The organism is Campylobacter concisus (assembly GCF_015230015.1).
GTDB lineage: Bacteria > Campylobacterota > Campylobacteria > Campylobacterales > Campylobacteraceae > Campylobacter_A > Campylobacter_A concisus_AF.
Genome location: NZ_JAAKZC010000005.1, coordinates 78091 through 100112, shown reverse-complemented (window position 1 = coordinate 100112; position 22022 = coordinate 78091). Strand labels below are relative to the sequence as shown.

The 22022-nt window shown below is 39.6% G+C and carries 23 protein-coding genes; 21 read left to right on the top strand and 2 right to left on the bottom strand.

The window, feature by feature from the left end:
• From G6W42_RS04175 to G6W42_RS04135, 9 genes are all read left to right on the top strand, one after another.
• Entirely contained in the window at window positions 1-897 is an 897-nt protein-coding gene (locus G6W42_RS04175; protein ID WP_009294679.1) for a PDC sensor domain-containing protein, read from the top strand.
• Entirely contained in the window at window positions 894-1505 is a 612-nt protein-coding gene (hisH, locus tag G6W42_RS04170) for an imidazole glycerol phosphate synthase subunit HisH (RefSeq protein ID WP_194173062.1), read from the top strand. Before G6W42_RS04175 ends, hisH begins: the two co-directional genes overlap by 4 nt.
• Window positions 1505-2215, top strand: a complete 711-nt coding sequence (gene hisA, locus G6W42_RS04165) for a 1-(5-phosphoribosyl)-5-[(5-phosphoribosylamino)methylideneamino]imidazole-4-carboxamide isomerase (RefSeq protein WP_194173091.1) — start codon at window positions 1505-1507, stop codon at window positions 2213-2215. The genes hisH and hisA overlap by 1 nt, the downstream gene beginning before the upstream one ends.
• A gap of 63 nt (window positions 2216-2278) precedes the next feature.
• Window positions 2279-2644, top strand: a complete 366-nt coding sequence (locus G6W42_RS04160; RefSeq protein WP_002939933.1) for a chemotaxis response regulator CheY — start codon at window positions 2279-2281, stop codon at window positions 2642-2644.
• Window positions 2644-3477 (top strand): 50S ribosomal protein L11 methyltransferase, encoded by an 834-nt coding sequence (locus tag G6W42_RS04155; RefSeq protein WP_194173061.1) that lies wholly within the window; start codon window positions 2644-2646, stop codon window positions 3475-3477. Before G6W42_RS04160 ends, G6W42_RS04155 begins: the two co-directional genes overlap by 1 nt.
• The gene (ftsH, locus tag G6W42_RS04150) at window positions 3470-5395 is read left to right on the top strand and encodes an ATP-dependent zinc metalloprotease FtsH (RefSeq protein ID WP_194173060.1); all 1926 of its coding nucleotides are present in this window, start codon (window positions 3470-3472) and stop codon (window positions 5393-5395) included. Before G6W42_RS04155 ends, ftsH begins: the two co-directional genes overlap by 8 nt.
• A 2-nt stretch (window positions 5396-5397) precedes the next feature.
• The gene (locus G6W42_RS04145; protein WP_194173059.1) at window positions 5398-6015 is read left to right on the top strand and encodes a phosphatidylserine decarboxylase; all 618 of its coding nucleotides are present in this window, start codon (window positions 5398-5400) and stop codon (window positions 6013-6015) included.
• A gap of 1 nt (window position 6016) precedes the next feature.
• Window positions 6017-6748, top strand: a complete 732-nt coding sequence (gene pssA / locus G6W42_RS04140; RefSeq protein ID WP_194173058.1) for a CDP-diacylglycerol--serine O-phosphatidyltransferase — start codon at window positions 6017-6019, stop codon at window positions 6746-6748.
• A gap of 140 nt (window positions 6749-6888) precedes the next feature.
• The gene (locus G6W42_RS04135) at window positions 6889-8403 is read left to right on the top strand and encodes a 2-isopropylmalate synthase (protein ID WP_194173057.1); all 1515 of its coding nucleotides are present in this window, start codon (window positions 6889-6891) and stop codon (window positions 8401-8403) included.
• A gap of 854 nt (window positions 8404-9257) precedes the next feature.
• On the opposite strand, the gene G6W42_RS04130 is transcribed toward G6W42_RS04135, so the two are convergent.
• Window positions 9258-9908: a tRNA threonylcarbamoyladenosine dehydratase gene (locus G6W42_RS04130; RefSeq protein ID WP_194173056.1), complete on the bottom strand. Its 651-nt coding sequence runs from the start codon at window positions 9906-9908 to the stop codon at window positions 9258-9260.
• The gene (gene surE, locus G6W42_RS04125) at window positions 9898-10674 is read right to left on the bottom strand and encodes a 5'/3'-nucleotidase SurE (RefSeq protein ID WP_194173055.1); all 777 of its coding nucleotides are present in this window, start codon (window positions 10672-10674) and stop codon (window positions 9898-9900) included. The genes G6W42_RS04130 and surE overlap by 11 nt, the downstream gene beginning before the upstream one ends.
• Before the next feature lie 103 nt (window positions 10675-10777).
• Here surE and lpxB point away from each other — a divergent pair, with 103 nt between their 5' ends.
• From lpxB to G6W42_RS04065, 12 genes are all read left to right on the top strand, one after another.
• Complete coding sequence (lpxB, locus tag G6W42_RS04120) at window positions 10778-11812, top strand: lipid-A-disaccharide synthase (protein ID WP_194173054.1); 1035 nt, start codon at window positions 10778-10780, stop codon at window positions 11810-11812.
• 3 nt (window positions 11813-11815) lie between these two features.
• Window positions 11816-12301 carry a transcription elongation factor GreA gene (gene greA / locus G6W42_RS04115; RefSeq protein WP_012001423.1) on the top strand — a complete coding sequence of 162 codons (486 nt, stop codon included), beginning with the start codon at window positions 11816-11818 and terminating at the stop codon, window positions 12299-12301.
• 63 nt (window positions 12302-12364) lie between these two features.
• Window positions 12365-13156, top strand: coding sequence for a UDP-2,3-diacylglucosamine diphosphatase (locus G6W42_RS04110; RefSeq protein ID WP_194173053.1), 792 nt, complete (start codon window positions 12365-12367; stop codon window positions 13154-13156).
• Entirely contained in the window at window positions 13156-14109 is a 954-nt protein-coding gene (locus G6W42_RS04105) for a chemotaxis protein (RefSeq protein WP_087581061.1), read from the top strand. The genes G6W42_RS04110 and G6W42_RS04105 overlap by 1 nt, the downstream gene beginning before the upstream one ends.
• Before the next feature lie 8 nt (window positions 14110-14117).
• Complete coding sequence (locus G6W42_RS04100; RefSeq protein ID WP_194173052.1) at window positions 14118-16469, top strand: hybrid sensor histidine kinase/response regulator; 2352 nt, start codon at window positions 14118-14120, stop codon at window positions 16467-16469.
• Between the two features lie 10 nt (window positions 16470-16479).
• A complete protein-coding gene (locus G6W42_RS04095; RefSeq protein WP_021087872.1) occupies window positions 16480-16977 on the top strand; it encodes a chemotaxis protein CheW in 498 nt (165 codons plus the stop codon).
• Window positions 16978-16985: 8 nt separating this feature from the next.
• On the top strand, window positions 16986-17612 hold the full coding sequence (gene serB, locus G6W42_RS04090; RefSeq protein WP_194173051.1) for a phosphoserine phosphatase SerB: 627 nt from the start codon (window positions 16986-16988) through the stop codon (window positions 17610-17612).
• 4 nt (window positions 17613-17616) lie between these two features.
• Complete coding sequence (locus G6W42_RS04085; protein WP_194173050.1) at window positions 17617-18609, top strand: transaldolase; 993 nt, start codon at window positions 17617-17619, stop codon at window positions 18607-18609.
• Window positions 18609-19769 (top strand): type IV pilus twitching motility protein PilT, encoded by a 1161-nt coding sequence (locus G6W42_RS04080; protein WP_194173049.1) that lies wholly within the window; start codon window positions 18609-18611, stop codon window positions 19767-19769. The genes G6W42_RS04085 and G6W42_RS04080 overlap by 1 nt, the downstream gene beginning before the upstream one ends.
• Window positions 19770-19836: 67 nt before the next feature.
• Window positions 19837-20373: a 50S ribosomal protein L25/general stress protein Ctc gene (locus G6W42_RS04075; RefSeq protein ID WP_002939542.1), complete on the top strand. Its 537-nt coding sequence runs from the start codon at window positions 19837-19839 to the stop codon at window positions 20371-20373.
• A gap of 11 nt (window positions 20374-20384) precedes the next feature.
• A complete protein-coding gene (gene pth / locus G6W42_RS04070) occupies window positions 20385-20933 on the top strand; it encodes an aminoacyl-tRNA hydrolase (RefSeq protein ID WP_194173048.1) in 549 nt (182 codons plus the stop codon).
• Complete coding sequence (locus tag G6W42_RS04065) at window positions 20930-21994, top strand: LptF/LptG family permease (protein WP_194173047.1); 1065 nt, start codon at window positions 20930-20932, stop codon at window positions 21992-21994. The genes pth and G6W42_RS04065 overlap by 4 nt, the downstream gene beginning before the upstream one ends.
• The last annotated feature ends 28 nt before the right edge of the window (window positions 21995-22022 follow it).

Below are 22022 nucleotides of genomic sequence, written 5' to 3'. Positions count from 1 at the left end.
TTGGTTATAAAAGATATTAAGAGATTTAGTGACACGAGATATAAGGCAAGGGCGTATATCTGCTATTTGTTTAGTAGAAATTTGCCAAATAGACTGCCTGGAGTGTGCTTAGAAAACATAAAAGCTGGCTTTGATAAGATCAGCCACGAGATAGAAAATTTTGACGCACTATACATTTTGGACGAAAATGGCATACAGATCGAAGACTCGATCAGCCTAAATGAAAAGTATAAAATTCCAAAAGGCGAAAACCGCGCAAACAAAGCCTACTACTACACCGCTGTGCGCGAGAAAAGGTGCGTTTTAAGTGACCCATATCCATCAAGCCTAAATGGAGGTTTATGCGTTACTGCAAGCGTGCCTATCTATAATGAAAAAAATGAGCTTAAATTTATCGCCTGCATCGACATAAGCCTAGAAAATATCCTAAATATGGTCGATAGTGGCTTTGTCGAGGAGCACTTTGGTAGATTTTTAAAGACAGTTTATGCGCTCTTTTGTGCATCGCTTTTTATGATCTGCGCGTTTTTATTTTGGCACGGCGTAAAGAGCTTTATCTCAAAGAGTATCGAGCATATAAATGTCGAAGAAATTTTTGAATCAACCATTATTTTAACGCTGGCCCTTGCCATTTTTGACCTTGTTAAGACGATATTTGAAGAAGAGGTTTTGGGCAAAAATCACGAAGAAAATAGCGTTATTTATAAGACGATGGTTAGATTTATCGGCTCTATCATCATCGCACTTGCCATCGAAGCGCTCATGTTGGTCTTTAAATTTGCTATCACCGCACCTGAAAATATCATAAACGCTATCTATCTAATAGGCGGCGTGGCTATGCTAATGGCGGCACTTAGCTTTTATCTCTTTAGCGTAAAAAGACAAGAGAACAGATGATCGCTATTATTGATTATGGCGCGGGCAACATCAAAAGCGTGATAAATGCTTTTAAATTTCTTGGGCATGAGTGCGTTTTAGTAAGTGAGCCCAAGAGTTTAAAAGACCACTCACACATCGTTTTACCAGGCGTTGGAGCTTTTGGTGAGGCGATGAAAAAGCTTAAATTTAACGGCATGGATGAAGCGATAAAAGAGGCTGTAAAAAGTGGAAAAGCCTTTATGGGAATTTGCCTTGGTATGCAGCTTTTGTTTGAAAAGAGCTTTGAATTTGGCGAGCATGAGGGGCTTTCTCTTTTGCCAGGAGAGGTTGTTAAATTTGATGAAGCTAAATTTGACAGACCACTAAAGATCCCACACGTTGGCTGGAACGCGCTTAGCTTTAAACAAAATGGTCCTTTAAATTTAGGGCTTAAAGAGCTTGAGTATTTATATTTTGTGCATAGCTATCACGTGGTTTGCGATGATAAATTTGCACTTGCAAAGACGGGCTATGGCTATGAATTTACAAGCGCGGTGCAGCATGAAAATCTCTTTGGCTTTCAGCCCCATCCGGAAAAAAGCCACGAGGTTGGGCTTAAAATTTTAGAAAATTTTGCGAGGTTGTGATGGAAATTTTCCCAGCGATAGATCTAAAAGAGGGGCAAGCAGTTAGGCTTAGCAAAGGGCTCATGCAAAGCGCTAAAATTTACAGCAACGAGCCAAGCGAGCTTGCTAAGAGGTTTGAAGGCTACGGTGCAAAATGGCTGCATGTGGTTGATCTTGACGGAGCATTTGCAGGAGAAACTATAAATTTTAACACGATCGAAAAGATAGTAAAAGCTACAAATTTAAAGGTGCAAGTTGGCGGTGGCATAAGGGATGAAGAGCGTATAAAGCGCTATTTGGACCTTGGAGTTAGTAGAGTGATCCTTGGCTCGGTTGCCCTTCGTGATCCAGAATTTACAGCAAAAATGGCTGGAATTTACAGGGTCGTAGTTGGCATTGATGCCAAAGATGGCTATGTGGCAGTGCAAGGCTGGGGCGAGGTTTCAAATATAAAAGCGGTCGATCTTGCAAAAAAATTTGCAGATGTGGGTGTAGAAGCTGTGATTTGCACCGATATTAACAAAGATGGAATGCTTGACGGAGTTAATGTTGATTTTAGCTTGCAAATAGCTAGAAGCAGCAAGCTTGAGACCATAGCAAGTGGCGGTGTGAGCGATATAAACGACATTTTAGCACTTAAAAAGACAAATGAGATAGCTGGCGTGATCGTTGGTAAAGCTTACTATGAGGGACGACTTGATTTAAAAGATGCTTTCAAACAAGTTGGCTAGCGTTAAAGCTTTTATAAATTTTAATTAGCTAGAATAGGGCAATTTTTACTAAAAGGATATTATGTGAAGATTTTGGTTGTAGATGACAGCTCAACAATGAGAAGGATCATAAAAAATACTTTGCAGAGGTTAGGACATCAAGAAATTCTCGAGGCTGAGCACGGGCTTGAAGCTTGGAATATCTTGACACAAAACGAGGGTATTGAGGTTCTTATTACTGACTGGAACATGCCTGAGATGAACGGTCTTGAGCTTGTTAAAAAAGTAAGAGCTGAGCAAAAATATGTTGATATGCCTATCATAATGGTAACAACAGAGGGCGGAAAAGCCGAGGTTATAACAGCTTTAAAAGCAGGTGTTAATAACTACATCGTTAAACCTTTTACGCCACAAGTTTTAAAAGAGAAGCTTGAAGACGTTCTTGGTTAATGAAAGATAAATTTTACGAATTAAGCATCAAAACATCAAATTTTTATGATGAAATTTTAGAGTTAGTTTTCTCTTTTGGGGTTACCTGTGTAGAAGAGCTAGATCATGAGATCATCATCAGGGAAGAGTATGATCTAAAAGATATAGCTTGGGGTGTCGAAGAGTATGCAAAAGGGCTCTCTAGCGTTCGTAAAATTCCAAATGATTTAAAAATTTCTCTTAATTTAAAAGAAAATAAAGACTGGCTAGGCGAATATAAAAAGGCAGTTAAGCCTATTTTGGTTGATAAAATTTATATTAGACCTAGCTGGGAAGAGCCACTTAATGGCGTAACAAATATCATAATCGACCCAGCGCTAGCCTTTGGCTCAGGGCACCACGAAAGCACAAATTCTTGCTTGCAACTTTTACAAAAATATGCAAAAAGTGGCGATAGCGCTTTAGATGTGGGATGTGGAAGCGGGATATTAAGCATAGCTTTAGCAAAGCTTGGCTGCAAGGTCGATGCTTGCGATACAGACGAGCAGGCCACGCAAAGTTCGCTAAGTAACGCCCAGCTAAATGAGGTTAAATTTAATAAAATTTGGACAGGTTCTATTGCAAATTTAGAGCAAAAATATGATATCGTTGTAGCAAATATTATTGCTGATGTCATTTTTATGCTCTCAAATGACTTGAAAAAATCGCTTAAAAAAGGCGGCTATTTAGTATTGTCTGGAATTTTGAACAAATACGAAGATAGGATTAAAGATACGTTTAAGGATTTGGAACTAATTGAGATAAAACATGCTAATGATTGGGTTAGCTTTGTTTATAAGGAAATGGATGAATAATCAAAATAATAACCAAAATAATGGCGATAATAACGGATTTTTCAACAAAAATCCCATCTTTATCTTTGCTATTTTTGCGATAGTTATAGTTCTAGCTTTTAGAAGCTTTAGCGGCGACGGACTAGGTGGTACTTTTGGGCTTGGTAGCAACGCTCAAAGCAAGATGATAGCTTATTCTGAATTTAAGGATATGCTAAAGAATAAGCAATTAAATGAAGTTGCGATATCTGAAACAACGATAAAAGGCGTTGGTAACGATAAAACCATCTATCTTGCAAAGCGCATAAGTGATCCAACACTCATTGGCATACTTGAGCAAAACGGCATAACTTACAGTGTTTATAGCGAAAATAACTGGTTTGGAGATCTTATATTTTCATGGATCATACCGGTATTTATATTTTTTGCTATTTGGATGTTTATCGCTAGTCGTATGCAAAAGAATATCGGCGGTGGCATACTTGGCATAGGAAGTGCGAAAAAGCTTATAAATTCTGAAAAGCCAAAAGTTAAATTTGATGACGTCGCAGGCGTTGAAGAGGCAAAAGAAGAGGTTCAAGAGATAGTTGATTATCTAAAGAGCCCAGATAAATACCTAAGACTTGGAGCTAAAATTCCAAAAGGTATTTTGCTAGTTGGCCCTCCAGGCACTGGTAAAACGCTTCTTGCAAGAGCTGTTGCGGGCGAGGCTAGCGTGCCATTTTTCTCTATGTCGGCATCAAGCTTCATTGAGATGTTTGTTGGCGTTGGTGCAAGTAGAGTTAGAGATCTTTTTGAAAATGCAAAAAAAGAGGCTCCAGCGATTGTATTTATAGATGAGATCGATGCGATCGGTAAGAGCAGAAATTCTGGTCCGATGGGTGGTAATGACGAGAGAGAGCAGACGCTAAATCAGCTTCTTTCTGAGATGGACGGCTTTGATGCGGATAAGTCGCCAGTCATCGTTATAGCAGCTACAAACAGACCTGAAGTTTTAGATGCTGCACTTTTAAGACCGGGTAGATTTGATAGGCAAGTGCTTGTTGATAAGCCTGATTTTAAAGGACGTTGCGACATCTTAAAAGTCCATATGAAAGATGTTAAAATCGGCAAAGATGTAAATATCGAGGATATCGCAAGGCTTACTACTGGTTTAGCAGGTGCTGATCTTGAAAATATCATAAATGAGGCGGCACTTCTTGCAGGTCGTAAGTCAAAGACTTTTGTTGAGCAGGCTGATCTAGTGGAGGCTGTCGAGAGATCGATAGCTGGTTTAGAGAAAAAATCACGTCGCGTAAATCCAAAAGAGAAAAAGATAGTCACTTACCATGAAAGCGGCCATGCCTTGGTAGCTGAGCTAACAAAAGGTGCAAAAAGAGTGACAAAAGTCTCAGTCGTACCACGCGGTCTTGCAGCGCTTGGCTATACGCTAAATACACCTGAAGAGAATAAATTTATGATGCAAAAGCATGAACTACTTGCAGAAGTGGATGTGCTTTTGGCTGGTAGGGCTGCTGAAGAGGTATTTATAAAAGAGATATCAACTGGAGCTAGCAACGATCTAGAGCGTGCAACTGATATCATAAAAGCTATGGTTAGCATGTATGGTATGAGCGATGTCGCCGGTCTTATGGTACTTGAAAAGCAACGTGCGACATTTTTAAATGGCGGACAAAGCATAAAAGACTATAGCGACAAGATGGCTGAAAAGGTTGATGAGTTTGTAAAAGCACTTCTTCATGAGAGATATACAGCTGTGCTTGGTCTTCTTGAAATTTATAAAGGTGCCATTGAAAACATGGTCTCAGCACTTTATGAAGAAGAGACTATCGAGGGAAAAAGAGTTAGAGAGATCATCAAAAACTACGAAGAAGAAAATGGTCTTGAAAGCAGGCTTGTAGAGCTTGAAGAAGAGGAAAAAGGTAAAAAAGAGGAATAAAAATGAGTGGCTACATCACAAAGGCAGGGTATAAATATATATTATTCTTTTTGATTTTACTTGTTATATCTGTGTTATTTGGGTTTGTGCCACTATTTTTTCTAGCGTTACTTCTTTTAACTCTATATTTTTTTAGAGACCCTGAAAGAGAGCCTTTTACTGACGATAAACTAGCTTTACTTTCGCCTATAGATGGCAAGATAAAAGAGATCAGTGTTTCAAATTTTGATGACAAAGAAGTAGCTAAGATAGTTATCTCAAAGCCTTTTTTTGGCGTTGGCACGCTAAGGGTAGTTAGTGACGCTAGGGTCGTTGATATCAAAAGAAGGCACGGACTATTTTTGTGTCAGGCTATGAAAATTTCAGAGATGCTAAATGAAAGAGCGATAATTCGTTTTGAAAAAGGAAATATCAAATTTGCTATGAAGATCATAGCTGGAGTTTTTAGTAGAAGTTTGGAAATTTATAACATTGCTAGTCTAAAAGCCTCTAGAAAATTTGGCTTTTTAGGAAGCGGCGAAGTGATTTTATACTTGCCAAGAGATACTAAAATTTGCGTAAGTGTTGGCGAGAGCGTTAAAGCTGCTTCACTTCTTGGATACTTTGAAGAGGAAAAATAAAATGAATAGCTTACAAAAAATGCAGTTAATGTATATCTTGCCAAATTTATTTACCGCAGCAAGCGCTTTTTTGGGAGTTATAAGCATTATTTCATCTATTCAGGGGAACTATTTTAAAGCTATTATTTACATCATTCTTTCACTGATTTTAGACGGACTTGATGGACGTGTGGCAAGACTTACAAAGACTACAAGTAAATTTGGAGTAGAGTTTGATAGCCTTGCAGACCTTGTAGCATTTGGCGTTGCTCCAGCGATTTTATTTTATCTAACAGTTGGTGCAAAATTTGGCAGATTTGGTGCGTTAATAGCAGCTATGTTTGTAGTCTTTGGAGCAATTAGGCTTGCTCGCTTTAATGTCACCACAGGCACCTATGAGCCAAATGTATTTATTGGACTTCCTATACCATCAGCAGCTATCATTGGAGTACTTTGGGTTGGAGTTTATTTAAAGTATGAGTTTTTGTATGGCTTTGAGTGGTGTTTGATATTGCTTGAAGCGGTTTTGGCTATCTTGATGGTTAGCAACATCCGCTACCCAAGCTTTAAAAAGATGAATTTAAAACAAACTCATGTTATACGAATTTTAGTAGCGCTTGTGGTTGCATTTTCTATGCTTTATCTATATCCTTACGAGAGTGCGACCTTTTTGATGAGCGTTTATATGCTTTATGGTATTATTAGAGCGGCGATAATGTTTAGCAAAAATCACAAAAAAAAGGAGAGCGAATGAGCGAAAACGGCATAATAAAATTACGCAAATTTTTACCAAAAATCGAAATCAAAAACTCTCTACTGCTGCTACTTAGGTAGCAAATTCTTCTTTACTTAACTCATTAAATTTAAATATAAAAAATAATAAAAGGACAAAAAATGGATAAAAATAAAATTATAATCTTTGATACGACTTTAAGAGATGGCGAACAAAGCCCAGGAGCCTCTATGAACACAGCTGAAAAGCTACAGATCGCACTTCAGCTTGAAAGGCTTGGTGTTGATGTGATGGAGGCTGGATTTGCAGCGGCTAGCCCAGGGGATTTTGACGCGGTAAATCAGATCGCAAAGCAAGCTTCAAACATCACTGTCTGCTCGCTTGCACGTGCAGTTGAGCGTGATATTAAGGCAGCTGGCGAGGCACTAGCTCCAGCAAAAAACAAAAGAATTCACACCTTCATAGCAACAAGCCCGATACACATGGAGTATAAGTTAAAAATGAGCCCAGACGAGGTGATCAGGCGTGCGGTTGAGGCGGTACAATACTCAAAAACATTTTGCGATGACGTAGAGTTTAGCTGCGAGGATGCATGCAGAAGTGAGATGAGCTTTTTAAAAGAAATTTGTGACGCAGCGATAAACGCAGGGGCAAAAACCATAAACATCCCAGATACGGTTGGCTACTTGTATCCAGAGGAGATCGCAGCTCGCATTAGCGAAATAGTAAAATTTATAGGCGATAGAGCGGTAGTTTCGGTGCATAACCACAACGATCTAGGCATGGCTACGGCAAATTCGCTAGCCGCCATAAAAGCTGGTGCAAGGCAGGTTGAGGGCACGATAAATGGCATAGGTGAGCGTGCTGGAAATGCTGCGCTTGAAGAGATCGTGATGGCTATCAAAACTCGCCAAGACGTCTTTGCGCCGCTTTACACTGGCATCATCTCAAAAGAAATTTATCCAACTTCAAGGCTGATCGCTAGTATCACAGGCATCGAGCCACAGCCAAATAAGGCGATCGTTGGCAAAAACGCCTTTGCACACGAGAGTGGCATCCACCAAGACGGCGTGCTAAAACACAAAGAGACCTACGAGATCATCAGCGCTGAGAGTATCGGCCTAGAGAAAAATTCGCTCGTTCTTGGCAAGCACAGCGGCCGCCATGCGTTTAAGGATAAGCTCGCAACTCTTGGATTTGACCTTGATAGCGAGGCGTTAAATAAGGCGTTTGAGAAATTTAAAGAGTTGGCGGACAAGAAAAAAGAGATATTTGACGATGATATCAGGGCGCTTGTAGCAGAAGAGATCACTAAGATCCCACAAGCTTACGAGATCACAGACTTGCTTCAAAGTAGCGGCGGCAGCTTAGCAAGTGCTTCTATGAGCATCAGGCACAACGACGAGATTGTTAGCGACTCAGCCCTTGGCAATGGCACTGCTGATGCGATATTTAAGGTAGTTGATCGCATTAGTGGCATTAGTGGCACGCTAAAAGACTACAAGGTTACAGCTGTCTCTCAGGGTAAGGACGCTCTTGCAAAGGTCGATGTAAAAGTTGAGTTTGAGGGCAAAACGGCCGTAATGGGTCACGGACTTGATATTGACACAATGATGGCAAGCGCTAAGGCCTATGTTGGCGCATTAAATAGCTACCTTCGCATACATAAAAACTAAATTTTTGGCTGGCTGCTGAATTTGCAGCTGGCTACTTTAAATTTAACTCTCTTTGAATAAAGGTCTAAATTTATTGGTTTTTTAATTTTTAAAGCTTTACCAATTTGAAAATTTAATCAAGCTATTTTTACAAATTTTAAAACTTTACTCACTCGCCTTAGCAACTTACTAAATTTAGGGCTCATAGTCATTTGCCACTAAATTTAGAAGCGTGATATGCTCGTTCATAAATTTTAAAATTTGAGGGAGACTTTCTAGAATAGAACGCATGCAGTGCGAAGCACTGAGGCATGCACTTTGAACGTGCGAGGGGATTGTGGGATCTAAAGGGAGATAAGGGGACGGCTTCGTAACTCAAGTCCCCTTGTCTCCCTTTTGAATAAAAGAGTTTTTAAAATTAAGGTCTGTATTTTAAAAATAGAAATTTATTATTTTACAAATTTTAAAATTCCATTCACTCGCAAGAATTGACTACTAAAATTTGGCTTCGCTTACCGCTTAGCCCAAATTTTAGAGCCGAAATTACTCGTTCATGAAATTTTAAAATTTGCTGACACTTATCTGACTTGATAAAGCTATTTTGCAAATTTTAAAACTTTACTCACTCGCCTTAGCAGACTACTAAATTTAGGCTACACTTCGTTTAGCACTAAATTTAGAGCCGTGATATGTCGCTTGCAAATTTTAAAATTTGACAGAAGTTTTTAATTGCATGCAGTGTTTTAGCCCACTTTAATGTCGTCTGAGCCGGGATTAGGTAGAGAGAAGGGTAGCTCTTTTGCTTCGTAGGCTCGCCATTAAATTTAAAACCGCGATAGCCAGCTCGAATTTCAAAATTTGTTATAAATTTAGACTTACTGCTCAACTATCTTTTTAACAGCTAGTGAGGCTAAATTTAGTCCAAAGCAGGCAGTCACGCCCATGAAGCTGCCAAGTGGTTTGCAGATGGGCTCTTCTGTTGAAAAAACCACGTCAAATTTACCACTAAAGCCCGATCTTTTTAGCTCATATCTATATTTTCTAGCTAGTGGATCGACCGAAGTTTTCCAAACGCTAGCCACCTTTATCTTGGTTGGATCAACCCTTTTTGCCCCACCCATTGAGGCTATAAATTTGCTAGGATCTACTGCGTTTGCAAGGGCGATTTTGGCGGTGATATCATCGATAGCATCGATTACCACGTCAAATTTACTAAAGTCAAATCCAGCGACAAACTCAGGCGTGATTAGCGTCTGCATAGGCGTGACGCAAGGATAAATTTTGGCAAACTCCTCCACCTTTACGCCGCCTACATTTTCGCTGTAAATTTGGCGGTTTTGATTTGTCACGTCAAAGATGTCTTTATCGATCAGTGTGATGCTCCCGACCCCGCTTCTAGCGAGCGCATCCACGCACATCCCGCCAACGCCTCCAGCTCCGCAAACTAGCACTTTTGCGCTTTGAAGCTTGCTAAAACCATCCTCGCCAAATAGCCATCTTATCCTTGTAAATCTATCATTTTGCATCAAATTTCCCTTTTAAACTCTCCAAGCTCTCGTATGAGGTCATATTTAGTTTTATGGGCGTTATCGTGGCAAAGCCCTCATTTACCTTGCTGATGTCGCTTGGCTCGCCTTTTTCGTATTCAAGTGCGGCGTTTCCAAGCCAGTAGTACTCGATGCCTCTTGGATTGCGATTAAGCGTGGCATGCGTGGCGTAAGTGCGTCTGCCAGCTGGCACGACGGTGTAACCTTTGAAATTTTTGCTAGTTCTAGCTGGGATATTTACGTTTAGAAATTCCCTTGGATTTAGAGAAATTTCATCATTTAGCACCTTTGGAGTGATAAATTTCACCACCTCTTTTGCTAGCTCAAAGCCAAGTTCGTTTAGTGAGTTGTTTTCATAAAACTGCGAAAAAGCGATGCTTCTAATGCCCTGCAAAACGCCCTCCATCGCCGCTCCACACGTGCCAGAGTAGGTGATGTCCTCGCCTAAATTTGCCCCGTGATTTATGCCACTTATCACTAGATCTGGCTTTTTGTTATAAAGTGCGTGAAGTGCGAGATATACGCAGTCGCTGGGCGTTGCGTCGTCAAGTTTAAAAAAGTTATCATCAAGTTTTATAAATCTAAGTGGCCTTGTGAGAGTTAGCGAGTGAGCGCAGGCTGATTTTTCAGAGCTTGGAGCTACGATCGTGACATTTACGCCATCTAACTCGCTTAAAGCTTCTTTTAAGGCAAACAACCCAGTCGCCTCAAATCCATCGTCATTTGTTATCAAAATTTCTTTCAAATTTTATCCTTTAAAGGGTTGGATTTTAGCACAGCTTTCTTAAAATTTTAAAGAATTTTTGCGTATAATGCCCCCCAAAAAAAGACCTGATGAAAGTGTGTAAATGAAAATTTTAGTCTCCGCTCTTGAGCCATCGGCAAATTTGCATTTAAAAGAAATTTTGAAAAATTTCGAGGGCGAATTTGAGCTAATGGGAATTTTTAGCGAAGAGCTTGGCACGCCATATATGAAAAGCAGCGAGTTTTCAGCGATGGGCTTTGTCGAGGTTTTGCCACTCATTTTTAAAGCAAAAAAGGCGATGAAGGCGATGAGCCAGATGGCAAAAGAGGCTGATGCAGTGCTGCTAATAGATAGTCCAGCCTTTAACCTGCTGCTTGCAAAGGCGATAAAAGAGGCCGGTGCAAAAGCAGCCGTGACATACTATATCTTGCCGCAAGTTTGGGCGTGGAAGCCAAAAAGAGTGAGCGTTGTGGAGAGATACTGTGACAACCTAGCTTCGATCCTGCCATTTGATGCGAAATTTTATAGCCGCTCGACCTACGTGGGCCATCCTTTGATGGATGAGATAAAGCTTAAGAAAACTAGCCTAAGTAGCAGTGGTAAAGTGGCGTTTTTGCCGGGATCAAGAAGGTCAGAGATTTCAAGGCTGATGCCAGTTTATAGAGAGCTTGCTAAAAAGATAGAGGCAAAAAGGCTGCTTGTCGTGCCGCCATTTTTGCTTGATAAAGTGGGTGAAATTTATGGCGATGTGAGCAACTTTGAGATCATCTCAAACACACCTGAAGCCTTGTATGAGAGCGATTTTGCCTTTGTTTGCTCTGGTACTGCTACGCTTGAGGCAGCGCTCATTGGCACGCCATTTGTGCTAGCATATAAAGCAAAAGCGATAGATGTTTTTATCGCTAGGAAATTTGTAAAGATCAAGCACGCGGGACTTGCAAATATAATGTTTGACTTCATGGGCAAAGAGCCACTTCATGAGGAGTTTATACAAGAGTTTGCAACGGCTGAAAATTTGCTAAGAGCTTACAAGAGCTGTGATAGGCAAAAATTCTTAAAAGGCTGCGATGAGCTAAGGGCCTACTTAGGGCATGGCAGCAGTAAAAATGTAGTAAAAATTTTAAAAAATATGGAGTAAAAAATGAGTGAACCAATGACAATGCACGGATACGAGAAGATAGAAGCTGAGCTAAAGGATCTAAGGCTAGTGCAGCGCCCTCAAATCGTAACAGAGATCGACATCGCAAGAAGCCACGGCGATCTAAAAGAAAATGCCGAGTATCACGCTGCAAAAGAAAAACAAGCCTTTATAGACGCTAGGATCGCAGAGCTTAGCGCGCTTTTAGCAAACGCAGAGGTGATCGATCCAAGTAGCTACGAGCATGATAGGGTGAGATTTGGCTCAAGTGTAACGATAATGGACGAAGAGACTGAGGTTGAGCACACTTACACGATAGTTGGTGTTAGCGAAAGTGATCTAGACAAGGGCTACATCTCGATAAACTCGCCACTTGCAAAGCAACTTTTAGGCAAGGCTGAAGGTGATGAGGTCGCGCTAAATTTACCAAAAGGCAGAAGCGATGTTGAGATCGTTAAGATCTGCTACAAGCCTATAAAATTTGACTAAAAAGATGAGACAAAGAGCTAAAAACTGCTTTTTGGCTCTGCTAATTTTTAATTAAGGCAAAATTTGAGCGAATATCTATATGCCCCCGTTATAAAAGAAGGCGCAATCTTTTTAGCTGATGCGCATGAAAACATAAACCGCGATGGATTTTTGAAATTTTTACGCGCCGTTGATAGTGGAGAGATCAAAGAGCCACCGCAAATTTTCTTGCTTGGCGATATATTTGATTTTTTAACGGGCGAGGGCGAATATACAAGAGAATTTTACGCTGAGCACTTAAGGCTTATAAATAAAATTTCACAAAAGGTTGAAATTTTTTACTTTGAGGGCAACCACGATTTTAGGCTATCAAATTTATTTAATAAAACTAGAGATTTTTGGGACGGAGGCGAGAGACTAAGCTTTGAGGGGGTAAAGGTTTATGATATTTGCGCTCAGCCAGTCAAATTTAGAACCATAAGCGGTGAGTGCGTCCAGATCGCACACGGAGATATATTTTTACCTTTCATAGATAAGTATGCGCTTAGGTTTTTAAGGCTTAGATGGTTTTTGAAATTTATGAATGCGCTTGATAAAATTTTGGATTTTAAAATTTCAAAAGCGATACTAACCAAACTTACTAAGAAAAATCTACACTATAAAATTTCAAACTTCAAGGAGCTAATGAGCAAGCATTTGCAGGGCTTTGACGCAAGTATAGTGATAGAGGGACACTATCATCAAGGTGAGCTATTTGATATTTACGATAGATTTTATATAAATTTACCTTGTTTTGCATGCGAGCAAAGTTTTTTTGTTGTAGAATACGCCCAGCAAAAGTTGAATTTGCTCAAAATGAGTTTGAAAGGACATTGATGTTTGGAGACAACGTACTAAAAACGGGCTCAAACGAGATGGAACTTGTTGATTTTCGTATCTTTAAAAAGGCCGAAAACAAAGTATATGAAGGAATATACGGAGTCAATGTCGCAAAGGTGCGGGAGATCATTAAGATGCCAAATCTTACCGAGCTTCCTGGCGTTCCTGAGTATATCGAGGGAATTTTTGATTTAAGAGGTGTGGTTATCCCTGTTATAAATTTGGCAAGATGGATGAATATCGTCGAGCCAACTGAGGGTGTAGTCATAAAGCCACGTGTTATTATCGCTGAATTTAGCGGTATATTAATCGGTTTTATCGTCCATGAGGCCAAGAGGATCAGACGTATAAACTGGAAAGATATAGAGCCTGCAAATTTTGCTGCTGGAGCTGGCACTCTGGATAAAGGCAAGATCACAGGCGTAACAAGAATAGAAAATGACGAAGTACTTTTAATTCTTGATCTTGAAAGCATCGTTGAAGAGCTAGGAATTTACTCACCAAAGATCGAATTTGACGTAACAGAAGATCAAAAGATCAAAGGTGCTGCTTTAGTTCTAGATGATAGCTCTACTGCTAGAAAGCTAGTAAAAGACGCACTTGAGAAGATGGGTCTTAGCGTAGTTGAAGCTAAAAACGGCGTTGAGGGATTAGAGAGAATGGAAGAGCTTTATCAAAGATATGGAGATAACTTAACAAAAGAGCTTAGAGTTATCTTAAGTGATATCGAAATGCCACAAATGGATGGATACCGCTTTGCTTCAACTATTAAAAATGATGATAGATTTAAAGATGTTCCGATTGTGTTTAACTCTTCATTAAGCAACGAATTTAGTGAGGTTAAGAGTAAAGAAGCCGGTGGTGCTGCGTATCTTACAAAATTTGATGCTGGTGTATTTTATCAAGAGGTGCTAAAAGTGATTGAAGCACATTCTAAATCTGCGAAGTGAGGTGAAGTATGGATGATATGAAAGAAATAATGGAAGACTTTTTAATAGAGGCTTTCGAACTTATTGAGCAGATAGACCATGATCTTGTTGAACTAGAGGCAAACCCTGAAGACTTGGAGCTTTTAAATAGAATTTTCCGTGTTGCTCACACAGTAAAAGGTAGCTCAAGCTTTTTAAATTTTGACGTTTTAACAGAGCTTACTCACCACATGGAGGATGTTTTAAACAAAGCTAGAAAAGGCGAGCTAAAAATCACTCCAGACATCATGGACGTTGTTCTTGAGTCAGTTGATATGATGAAGGGACTACTTGAGAGCATTAGAGATAACGGTAGTGACGCAGCCGCTGGCATTGATATCAAAAATATTTGTGTAAGACTTACTCAAATTTCTGAAGGTGAAGCACCAAGCGCAGCCGCAGAAGCTCCAGCCGCACCAGCACCTGAGCCAGTAAAAGAGCCAGAACCTGTCGCACCAGCCGAAGAAGCAGCTCCTGAAGTAAGTGATGCCGAGCTTTCAAAGCTAAGTGACTCTGAGGTTGAAGCTGAGATAGAAAGACTTTTAAAAGTTAGAAAGGCTGAAGATCAAGCAAGACGTGCTTCAAAAGGCATAGCTCCAAAATCTCCTGAAGAGATAGCTCCAGCCACAAGCGCTGCGCCAGCACCTGCACCTAAGCCAGCTCCTAGTAGAGAAAGAGATGCAGATAAAAAAGTGCCTGCAGCTAGCAGTAGCAGTGCAGTAGCACAAGAGCAAACAATACGTGTTGAAGTAAAAAGACTTGATCACTTGATGAATTTAATCGGCGAGCTTGTCCTTGGTAAAAACCGTTTGTTAAAAATTTATGATGACGTAGAAGAGAGATATGAGGGCGAGAAATTTCTTGAAGAGCTAAATCAAGTAGTCTCAAGTCTAAGTCTAGTTACGACTGATATCCAGCTTGCAGTTATGAAGACAAGGATGCTTCCAATAGCTAAAGTATTTAATAAATTCCCACGTATGATACGCGACCTTAGCCGCGAGCTTGGTAAGCAGATCGACCTTGAAATTTCAGGTGAAGAGACTGAGCTTGATAAGTCAATCGTTGAAGAGATCGGCGATCCGCTAGTTCACATCATCAGAAACTCATGCGATCATGGTATCGAAGATCCTGAGACAAGAAAGGCAATGGGCAAACCTGAAAAAGGCCTTGTTCAGCTAAAAGCTTACAATGAGGGCAATCATATCGTTGTTGAGATAGTTGATGACGGTAAGGGCTTAGATGCTGATATGCTTAAAGCCAAGTCGATAGAAAAAGGCATCATCACTGAGCGAGAAGCTGATGCGATGAGTGAGAAAGAGGCTTTTGGTCTTATATTTAAGCCAGGATTTTCAACTGCAGCCAAGGTTACAAACGTATCTGGTCGTGGTGTTGGTATGGACGTTGTTAAGACAAATATCGAAAAGCTAAATGGTATCATTGATATTGAGAGCGAAGTTGGAAAAGGCACAGTTATGAAGCTTAAAATTCCACTTACACTTGCGATCATTCAATCACTTCTTGTCGGAACACAAGAGGAATTTTATGCGATACCACTTGCGAGCGTTCTTGAAACTGTTCGTGTGCCTATTGATGATATTTACACGATCGATGGCAAAAACGTTCTAAGACTAAGAGATGAGGTCTTATCTCTTGTTAGACTTTCAGATGTCTTTGGTGTCAATAAAGTCTTTGATGGCGGAGATCAAACTTATGTCGTAATTATTGGCGTTGCCGAGGCAAAACTGGGCATCATAGTAGATACATTAGTTGGTCAAGAAGAGATCGTTATTAAGTCAATGGGCGATTATTTACAAAATATCCCAGGCATCGCTGGAGCTACTATAAGAGGTGATGGCCGCGTAACTCTTATCATAGACGTTGGCGCTATGATGGAGATGGCAAAGGATATTAAGGTAAATATTAGAGCCGAAATGGAAGATAGTGCTAAAGCAAAAGAGAAACCAAGCGATTATAAGGTCCTAATAGTTGATGACTCTAAGATGGATAGAACCATCATGCAAAAATCGCTTGAGCCAATCGGCGTCACAATAATAGAAGCAACTAATGGAGTAGAAGCACTCAATATAATTAAATCAGGCGAGCATGCCTTTGATGCAGTGCTCATTGATATTGAGATGCCAAGGATGGACGGATATACTCTAGCTGGTGAAATTCGCAAATACTCTAAGTATCGCACTTTACCGCTAATAGCAGTAACATCAAGAACGTCTAAAACTGATAGATTGCGCGGAGTAGAGGTAGGTATGACTGAATATATCACAAAACCATATTCGTCAGAGTACCTTGAAAACGTTGTTAGAAAAAATATTAAATTAGGTTAGGGGTTAGGCGATGAATGATAAACTAAACCAAGTTTTAAGCAAACAAAAACAGCAAATTGACGAGCCTGAGATAAAAAACAATGAAGATATAGTCCAACTTGTAGGCTTTGTTGTTGGCGAGGAAGAGTATGCGATACCTATTTTAAATATCCAAGAGATAATCAAACCTATCGAATACACCCGTGTTCCTAGCGTGCCTGACTATGTCCTTGGTGTATTTAACTTGCGTGGAAACGTTATCCCTCTTATTGATTTGCGAAAACGTTTTTCACTAAATGTTACAAAGCAAAGCTCAAATACAAGATATATCGTCATGAAAGATGAGGATAACATCGCAGGCTTCGTGATAGACCGCTTGACGGAGGCTATCAGGATAGACCGTAACAGGATCGATCCGCCGCCAGAGACTTTGGTAAAAGACAAAGGCATGATCTATGGTATCGGCAAACGCGATCAAAATATCCTTACGATTTTAAAGGTTGAAAGCCTATTAAAGCGTGATTTTTAGGGCATAGCTTGATAAAACTTTGCGTTTTTGACTTTGACTCTACTATAATGGACGGCGAGACGATTGATATCCTCGCCGCCGCTAATAATGCCAGCGATGAGGTGGCTAGCATAACTAAGCGTTCGATGAACGGCGAACTTGATTTTTTTGAAAGTCTTACAGCAAGAGTAAAATTTTTAAAAGGAATGCCACTCTCAAAGGCAGATGAAATTTGTAAAAATTTACCCATCATGCCGGGAGCTAGCGAGCTTATAGACGCTCTAAAGCAAAAAGGCATAAAGGTCGTGGTCTTTAGTGGAGGTTTTCATGTCGCAACTGATAAGATGCAAGAAAAACTTAAATTTGACGCAAATTTTGCAAATATCTTGCACCACAAAGATGGAATTTTAACAGGTGAAGTTGGCGGAGAGATGATGTTTGGTAGCTCAAAAGGTGAGATGATAGATCGCTTAAAGGGGCTATTAAATTTAGATAAAAGTGAGATCATGTGCGTTGGCGACGGAGCCAATGACGTGTCTATGTTTAGAAAATGTAATCTAAAAATTGCCTTTTGTGCGAAAGAAATTTTAAAAAAAGAGGCGACGCATTGCGTGGATGTCAAGGATCTGCGTGAAATTTTAAAATATATAAGGTGAAAAAATGTATGACAATGAAGCTAAATTTTCTCTTTGGTGTGACTTTATAGAGAGAGATTTTTTACAAAACGAATTCAACTCTTTGCTAGAAAAAGGCGTTATAAACGGAGCTACAAGCAACCCAGCTATCTTTAAAACAGCTTTTGCATCACCTGCTTACAAACAGATCATACAAAATAGCAACAAGCGTCACCCAAAAGACCTCTATGAAATTTTAGCGACTCAAGATATAAAGATCGCTGCATGTAAGATGCTAAAAAACTACGCAAATGGCGATGATGGCTTTGTTAGCATCGAGGTCGATCCAAATTTAAGTGGTGATACGGCTGCTACGATAGAAGAGGGCATCAGGCTTCATAGCCTCATCTCAATGCCAAATGTCATGATAAAAATCCCAGCCACAAAAGAGGGTTATGAAGCGATGAGTGCGCTCATGGCAAGAGGTATCAGCGTAAATGCGACGCTCATTTTCTCGCCAGATCAGGCTAAAAACTGCCTAGAGGCTTTTAAAGAGGGTAGCAAAGCTTATGCAAGCCGCTTTGTGGATACCACTATGCCAAAAGGCGTTATCAGCGTTTTTGTTAGTAGATTTGATAGAAAGCTTGATGAGACAATGTCTGCAAAGAGCTTGCCAACAGGACAGATTGGTATAATGAACGCTGCAAATATCTATCATATCATTGAGGATTTTGGTTTAGAAAACGTAAGGACGCTTTTTGCAAGCACTGGCGTAAAAGGCGGTGGCTTAAGAGGGGATTATTACGTTAGGGAGCTAATGTATAAAAACTCTATAAACACAGCCCCGATAGATACGATAAAAGAATTTATAAAAGAAAAAGCTGAGGCAAAAAATGCCCCTAGTAAAGAAAATATCTCAAGCTTTTTCCACATCATAAAAAATAATGATATCGATATAAATGCTACTTATAAAGAGCTTTTAAATGACGGCTTGAAGCAGTTTGTTGCAGCATTTGATGATATTATGAAATCACTTTAATGACCAAACAAGACCTAGACTCATATCTGTGCTCTTTAGTGGATAAAGGTGGTAGCGATCTTCATCTAAAGTCTGCAAGCCTAGTTTATGGCAGATTTAATGGCGAGATCATGCCACTTAGCGAAGAAAATTTAGACCCAAGTGATGCGGTAGCTATAGCAAATGAGCTTTTGGGGGCTAAATTTGATGAGTTTATGGATAAAAAAGATATCGATTTTTCATATAAATTAAACGATGAGTACTGCTTTCGTGTAAATATGTTTTTGCAGATAAATGGAATTTCTGCTGTTTTTAGGGTCACTCCAACTAAAATTCCAACCATAAAAGATCTAAATTTACCAAGCGTGATAGAAAAAATTTGCGCCGAGACCACTCGTGGCATCATCCTAGTGACTGGACCAACTGGAAGTGGCAAGACAACGACGCTTGCAAGTATGATAAATTTAATAAATCAGACAAAAAGATCACACATCGTGACTATCGAAGATCCGATTGAGTATGTATTTAACGACGATAAAAGCATAATCAACCAACGCTCTATAGGCTCAGATGCGCTAAATTTCTCAGATGCGCTAAGAGCTTCACTAAGAGAAGATCCTGACATCATCTTGGTGGGCGAAATGAGAGATCTTGAGACTATTGAGACTGCCATTAGGGCTGCAGAGACTGGACACTTGGTGCTTTCGACACTTCACACGCTTGATGCAAAAGAGAGCGTAAATAGGATAGTAAATAGCTTCCCGCAAGGCGAGCGAGATAAGGTCAGTCTTATGTTCTCTTCAGTCCTTGCTTGCGTCATCTCACAAAGGCTAGTTAAGACGCTTTTTGGCACAAGACGCCCAGCAGTCGAGATCATGAGAAAAAATACCCGCATAAAAGAGCTCATAGCTGAAGAGAAATTTGATGAGATCGATCTTGCCATAGCTGAGTCAAAAAATACTTACGGCATGCAAACTTTTGATCAGCACTTGCTTGAGCTTTATGAAAATAAGATAATTAGTGCCGAAGTAGCGCTTGATAATGCTAGCAACAGGGGCGATTTGCAGCTTAAGATAAAAAGCTCAAATGTGGCAGGTTTTAGCTTTGAAAATGGTGTAAATTTTGGCAAACCTCAAAGCAAACAAGATCAACCTGAAGTGATCGCACTTAAAGAAATTTAGTAAGCTTTATCTGAAATTTATAAAGCATTAGATAAAATCAGCACCTATTTTTTATGAAAGGAAAACGATGTTAGAAGGAATCGTTAGAGAGAGTATCGGTAAGAAGTCTGCGAAGGCTTTGAGAAGAGATGGTTATCTAATCGCCAACATTTATGGCAAGGGATTAGAGAATGTTGCAGCAGCTTTTAAAGTAAATGACTTTATTAAAGAAGCACGCAAAAAAGAGAGCCTTGCTTTTGATGTAAAAGTAGGCGGAAAAGTTTATAATGTCGTTATTGTTGATTACCAAAGAGATGTTGTTACAAGCGATCTTAAACACGTGGATCTAAAAGTAGCACTTCCTGGCGTTTTATCAAAATATATGATCCCGGTTAAGCCAGTTGGAACACCTATTGGTCTTAAAAATAAGGGCGTTTTGATCCAGTCAAAAAGACGTCTTTGCGTAAAATGCACGGCTGAAAATTTACCAAATTCATTTGACGTTGATGTAAGCAAACTTGACATTGATGATACGATTTTGGTTCGCGATATCACAGCTCCTAAAGGCGTTACTATCATTGACGCTGACCGTGTTGCGGTACTTGGAGTTATTAAAGCTAAATAAAAAGGGCTTTTGTGACACTAATAGCGGGGCTGGGCAATCCTGGCCCCAAATACGAAAATACTAGACATAACATAGGCTTTATGCTTATAGACCTCCTAAAAGACTCAAATTTTAAAGATGTTAGCTCAGCTAAATTTCAAGGCGAAGTTTTTAAATTTAACGACATTATCTTGCTAAAACCAACGACATTTATGAACCTCTCAGGTCAAAGTGTTAAGTCGGTAAAAGACTTTTATAAGCCAGATAGGATCATCGTCATCCACGACGATCTTGATCTTAGTTTTGGCGCGGTTAAATTTAAAAAAGGCGGCAGTAGCGGCGGACATAACGGCATAAAATCGATCGATAATCTAATAGGCAACGACTACGAAAGAGTGCGCGTTGGTATAGGGCATGAGGGCGATGCTAAAAATTTCGTCCTTGGAGAGTTTAGCGATGAAGAAAAAAAGGCTTTAGATGAAATTTTAGCCTATACAAAAAATGCGGTTTGTGAGTTGCTAAAGAGTGACATCAACGAAATTTCACAAAAATTTACGGTAAAAAAAGGTCTTATCAAATGAAACTATACGCCAGATACGTTGGCTGGGTCTATATAAAATCTTTTCTTATCGTATTTTTAGCGCTTGAGCTATTTTATGTTGGCATCGATCTGCTTACAAATTTAAAAGATCTGCCGCCATCTGCAAACCTTCAGCTACTCTATGTGGGTCTTACATCACTAAGTGCGATCAGCTATGTTTTGCCACTCTCAATCATCTTTGCGCTAATAATTTTACATGTAAATATGGTTCGCTCAAACGAGTTAATTAGCTTTTATGCGCTTGGCATCAGTAAAAATAAGCTAATTTTGCCACCATTTCTCATCGCACTTTTTGTGACGATCTTTTACGTCGGGCTAAATTTTACACCATTTGCTTATGCACATGATTATCAAAAAAGCATTGCAAAAAACACCGCTTTTTCAAAGAGTACAAACGACTCATTTTTGAAATTTGAAGGCAAATTTATCTATATAAAAGAGCTAAACTCGGCCAAACAAAGGGCAAATGACGTGAGGATCTTTGAGATAAATGGTACAAATTTGATCTCGACAACCTTTGCTAATCACGCTAAATTTAAAGATAACGAGTGGGTTTTAGAGGATGTTAATCAAACTAGCCTACCGCAAATTTTAGAGCTTGGTGAGGCTGGATTTGTCAAAAAAGAGAGTGTGAGTATGGACGCACTAAAAGGCTTTAAGCCAAAGAGCATCGAGAGTGCTGCAAGCGTTGAAAACTCGAAATTTAACATACCTGATGCGATAAATTTTATAAAGACATTTAAAAACGAAGGCATAGGGCTTGATAGCGCAAAAACTGCCTTTTATAACCTTGCTATCACGCCATTTTTTGCGCCATTTTTACTACTTATTTTCTACTATCACTTGCCAGTAACTGGCAGGTTTTTTAACCTAGCACTCTCAACATTTATTTTTGTTGTGATAACTCTCGTAGTTTGGGGACTTCTCTTTATCTTAACCAAATTTGCTCAAACCTCAGTCATCTTGCCAGAGATCGGCATGGTGCTCCCTGTTATTTTGCTTTTTGCATACGCCATTTATCTCATAAAATCGCATCGTTAAGCCAAATTTTGGCAACTTTTTTGTAAAA

What these genes read in the sequence shown, in the direction of transcription:
- hisH (WP_194173062.1), top strand. Translation starts at nt 894, where the DNA reads ATGATCGCTATTATTGATTATGGCGCGGGCAACATCAAAAGCGTGATA.
- hisA (WP_194173091.1), top strand. Translation starts at nt 1,505, where the DNA reads ATGGAAATTTTCCCAGCGATAGATCTAAAAGAGGGGCAAGCAGTTAGG.
- G6W42_RS04155 (WP_194173061.1), top strand. Translation starts at nt 2,644, where the DNA reads ATGAAAGATAAATTTTACGAATTAAGCATCAAAACATCAAATTTTTAT.
- ftsH (WP_194173060.1), top strand. Translation starts at nt 3,470, where the DNA reads ATGAATAATCAAAATAATAACCAAAATAATGGCGATAATAACGGATTT.
- G6W42_RS04145 (WP_194173059.1), top strand. Translation starts at nt 5,398, where the DNA reads ATGAGTGGCTACATCACAAAGGCAGGGTATAAATATATATTATTCTTT.
- pssA (WP_194173058.1), top strand. Translation starts at nt 6,017, where the DNA reads ATGAATAGCTTACAAAAAATGCAGTTAATGTATATCTTGCCAAATTTA.
- G6W42_RS04135 (WP_194173057.1), top strand. Translation starts at nt 6,889, where the DNA reads ATGGATAAAAATAAAATTATAATCTTTGATACGACTTTAAGAGATGGC.
- G6W42_RS04130 (WP_194173056.1), bottom strand. Translation starts at nt 9,908, where the DNA reads ATGCAAAATGATAGATTTACAAGGATAAGATGGCTATTTGGCGAGGAT.
- lpxB (WP_194173054.1), top strand. Translation starts at nt 10,778, where the DNA reads ATGAAAATTTTAGTCTCCGCTCTTGAGCCATCGGCAAATTTGCATTTA.
- greA (WP_012001423.1), top strand. Translation starts at nt 11,816, where the DNA reads ATGAGTGAACCAATGACAATGCACGGATACGAGAAGATAGAAGCTGAG.
- G6W42_RS04105 (WP_087581061.1), top strand. Translation starts at nt 13,156, where the DNA reads ATGTTTGGAGACAACGTACTAAAAACGGGCTCAAACGAGATGGAACTT.
- G6W42_RS04100 (WP_194173052.1), top strand. Translation starts at nt 14,118, where the DNA reads ATGGATGATATGAAAGAAATAATGGAAGACTTTTTAATAGAGGCTTTC.
- G6W42_RS04095 (WP_021087872.1), top strand. Translation starts at nt 16,480, where the DNA reads ATGAATGATAAACTAAACCAAGTTTTAAGCAAACAAAAACAGCAAATT.
- G6W42_RS04085 (WP_194173050.1), top strand. Translation starts at nt 17,617, where the DNA reads ATGTATGACAATGAAGCTAAATTTTCTCTTTGGTGTGACTTTATAGAG.
- G6W42_RS04080 (WP_194173049.1), top strand. Translation starts at nt 18,609, where the DNA reads ATGACCAAACAAGACCTAGACTCATATCTGTGCTCTTTAGTGGATAAA.
- G6W42_RS04075 (WP_002939542.1), top strand. Translation starts at nt 19,837, where the DNA reads ATGTTAGAAGGAATCGTTAGAGAGAGTATCGGTAAGAAGTCTGCGAAG.
- G6W42_RS04065 (WP_194173047.1), top strand. Translation starts at nt 20,930, where the DNA reads ATGAAACTATACGCCAGATACGTTGGCTGGGTCTATATAAAATCTTTT.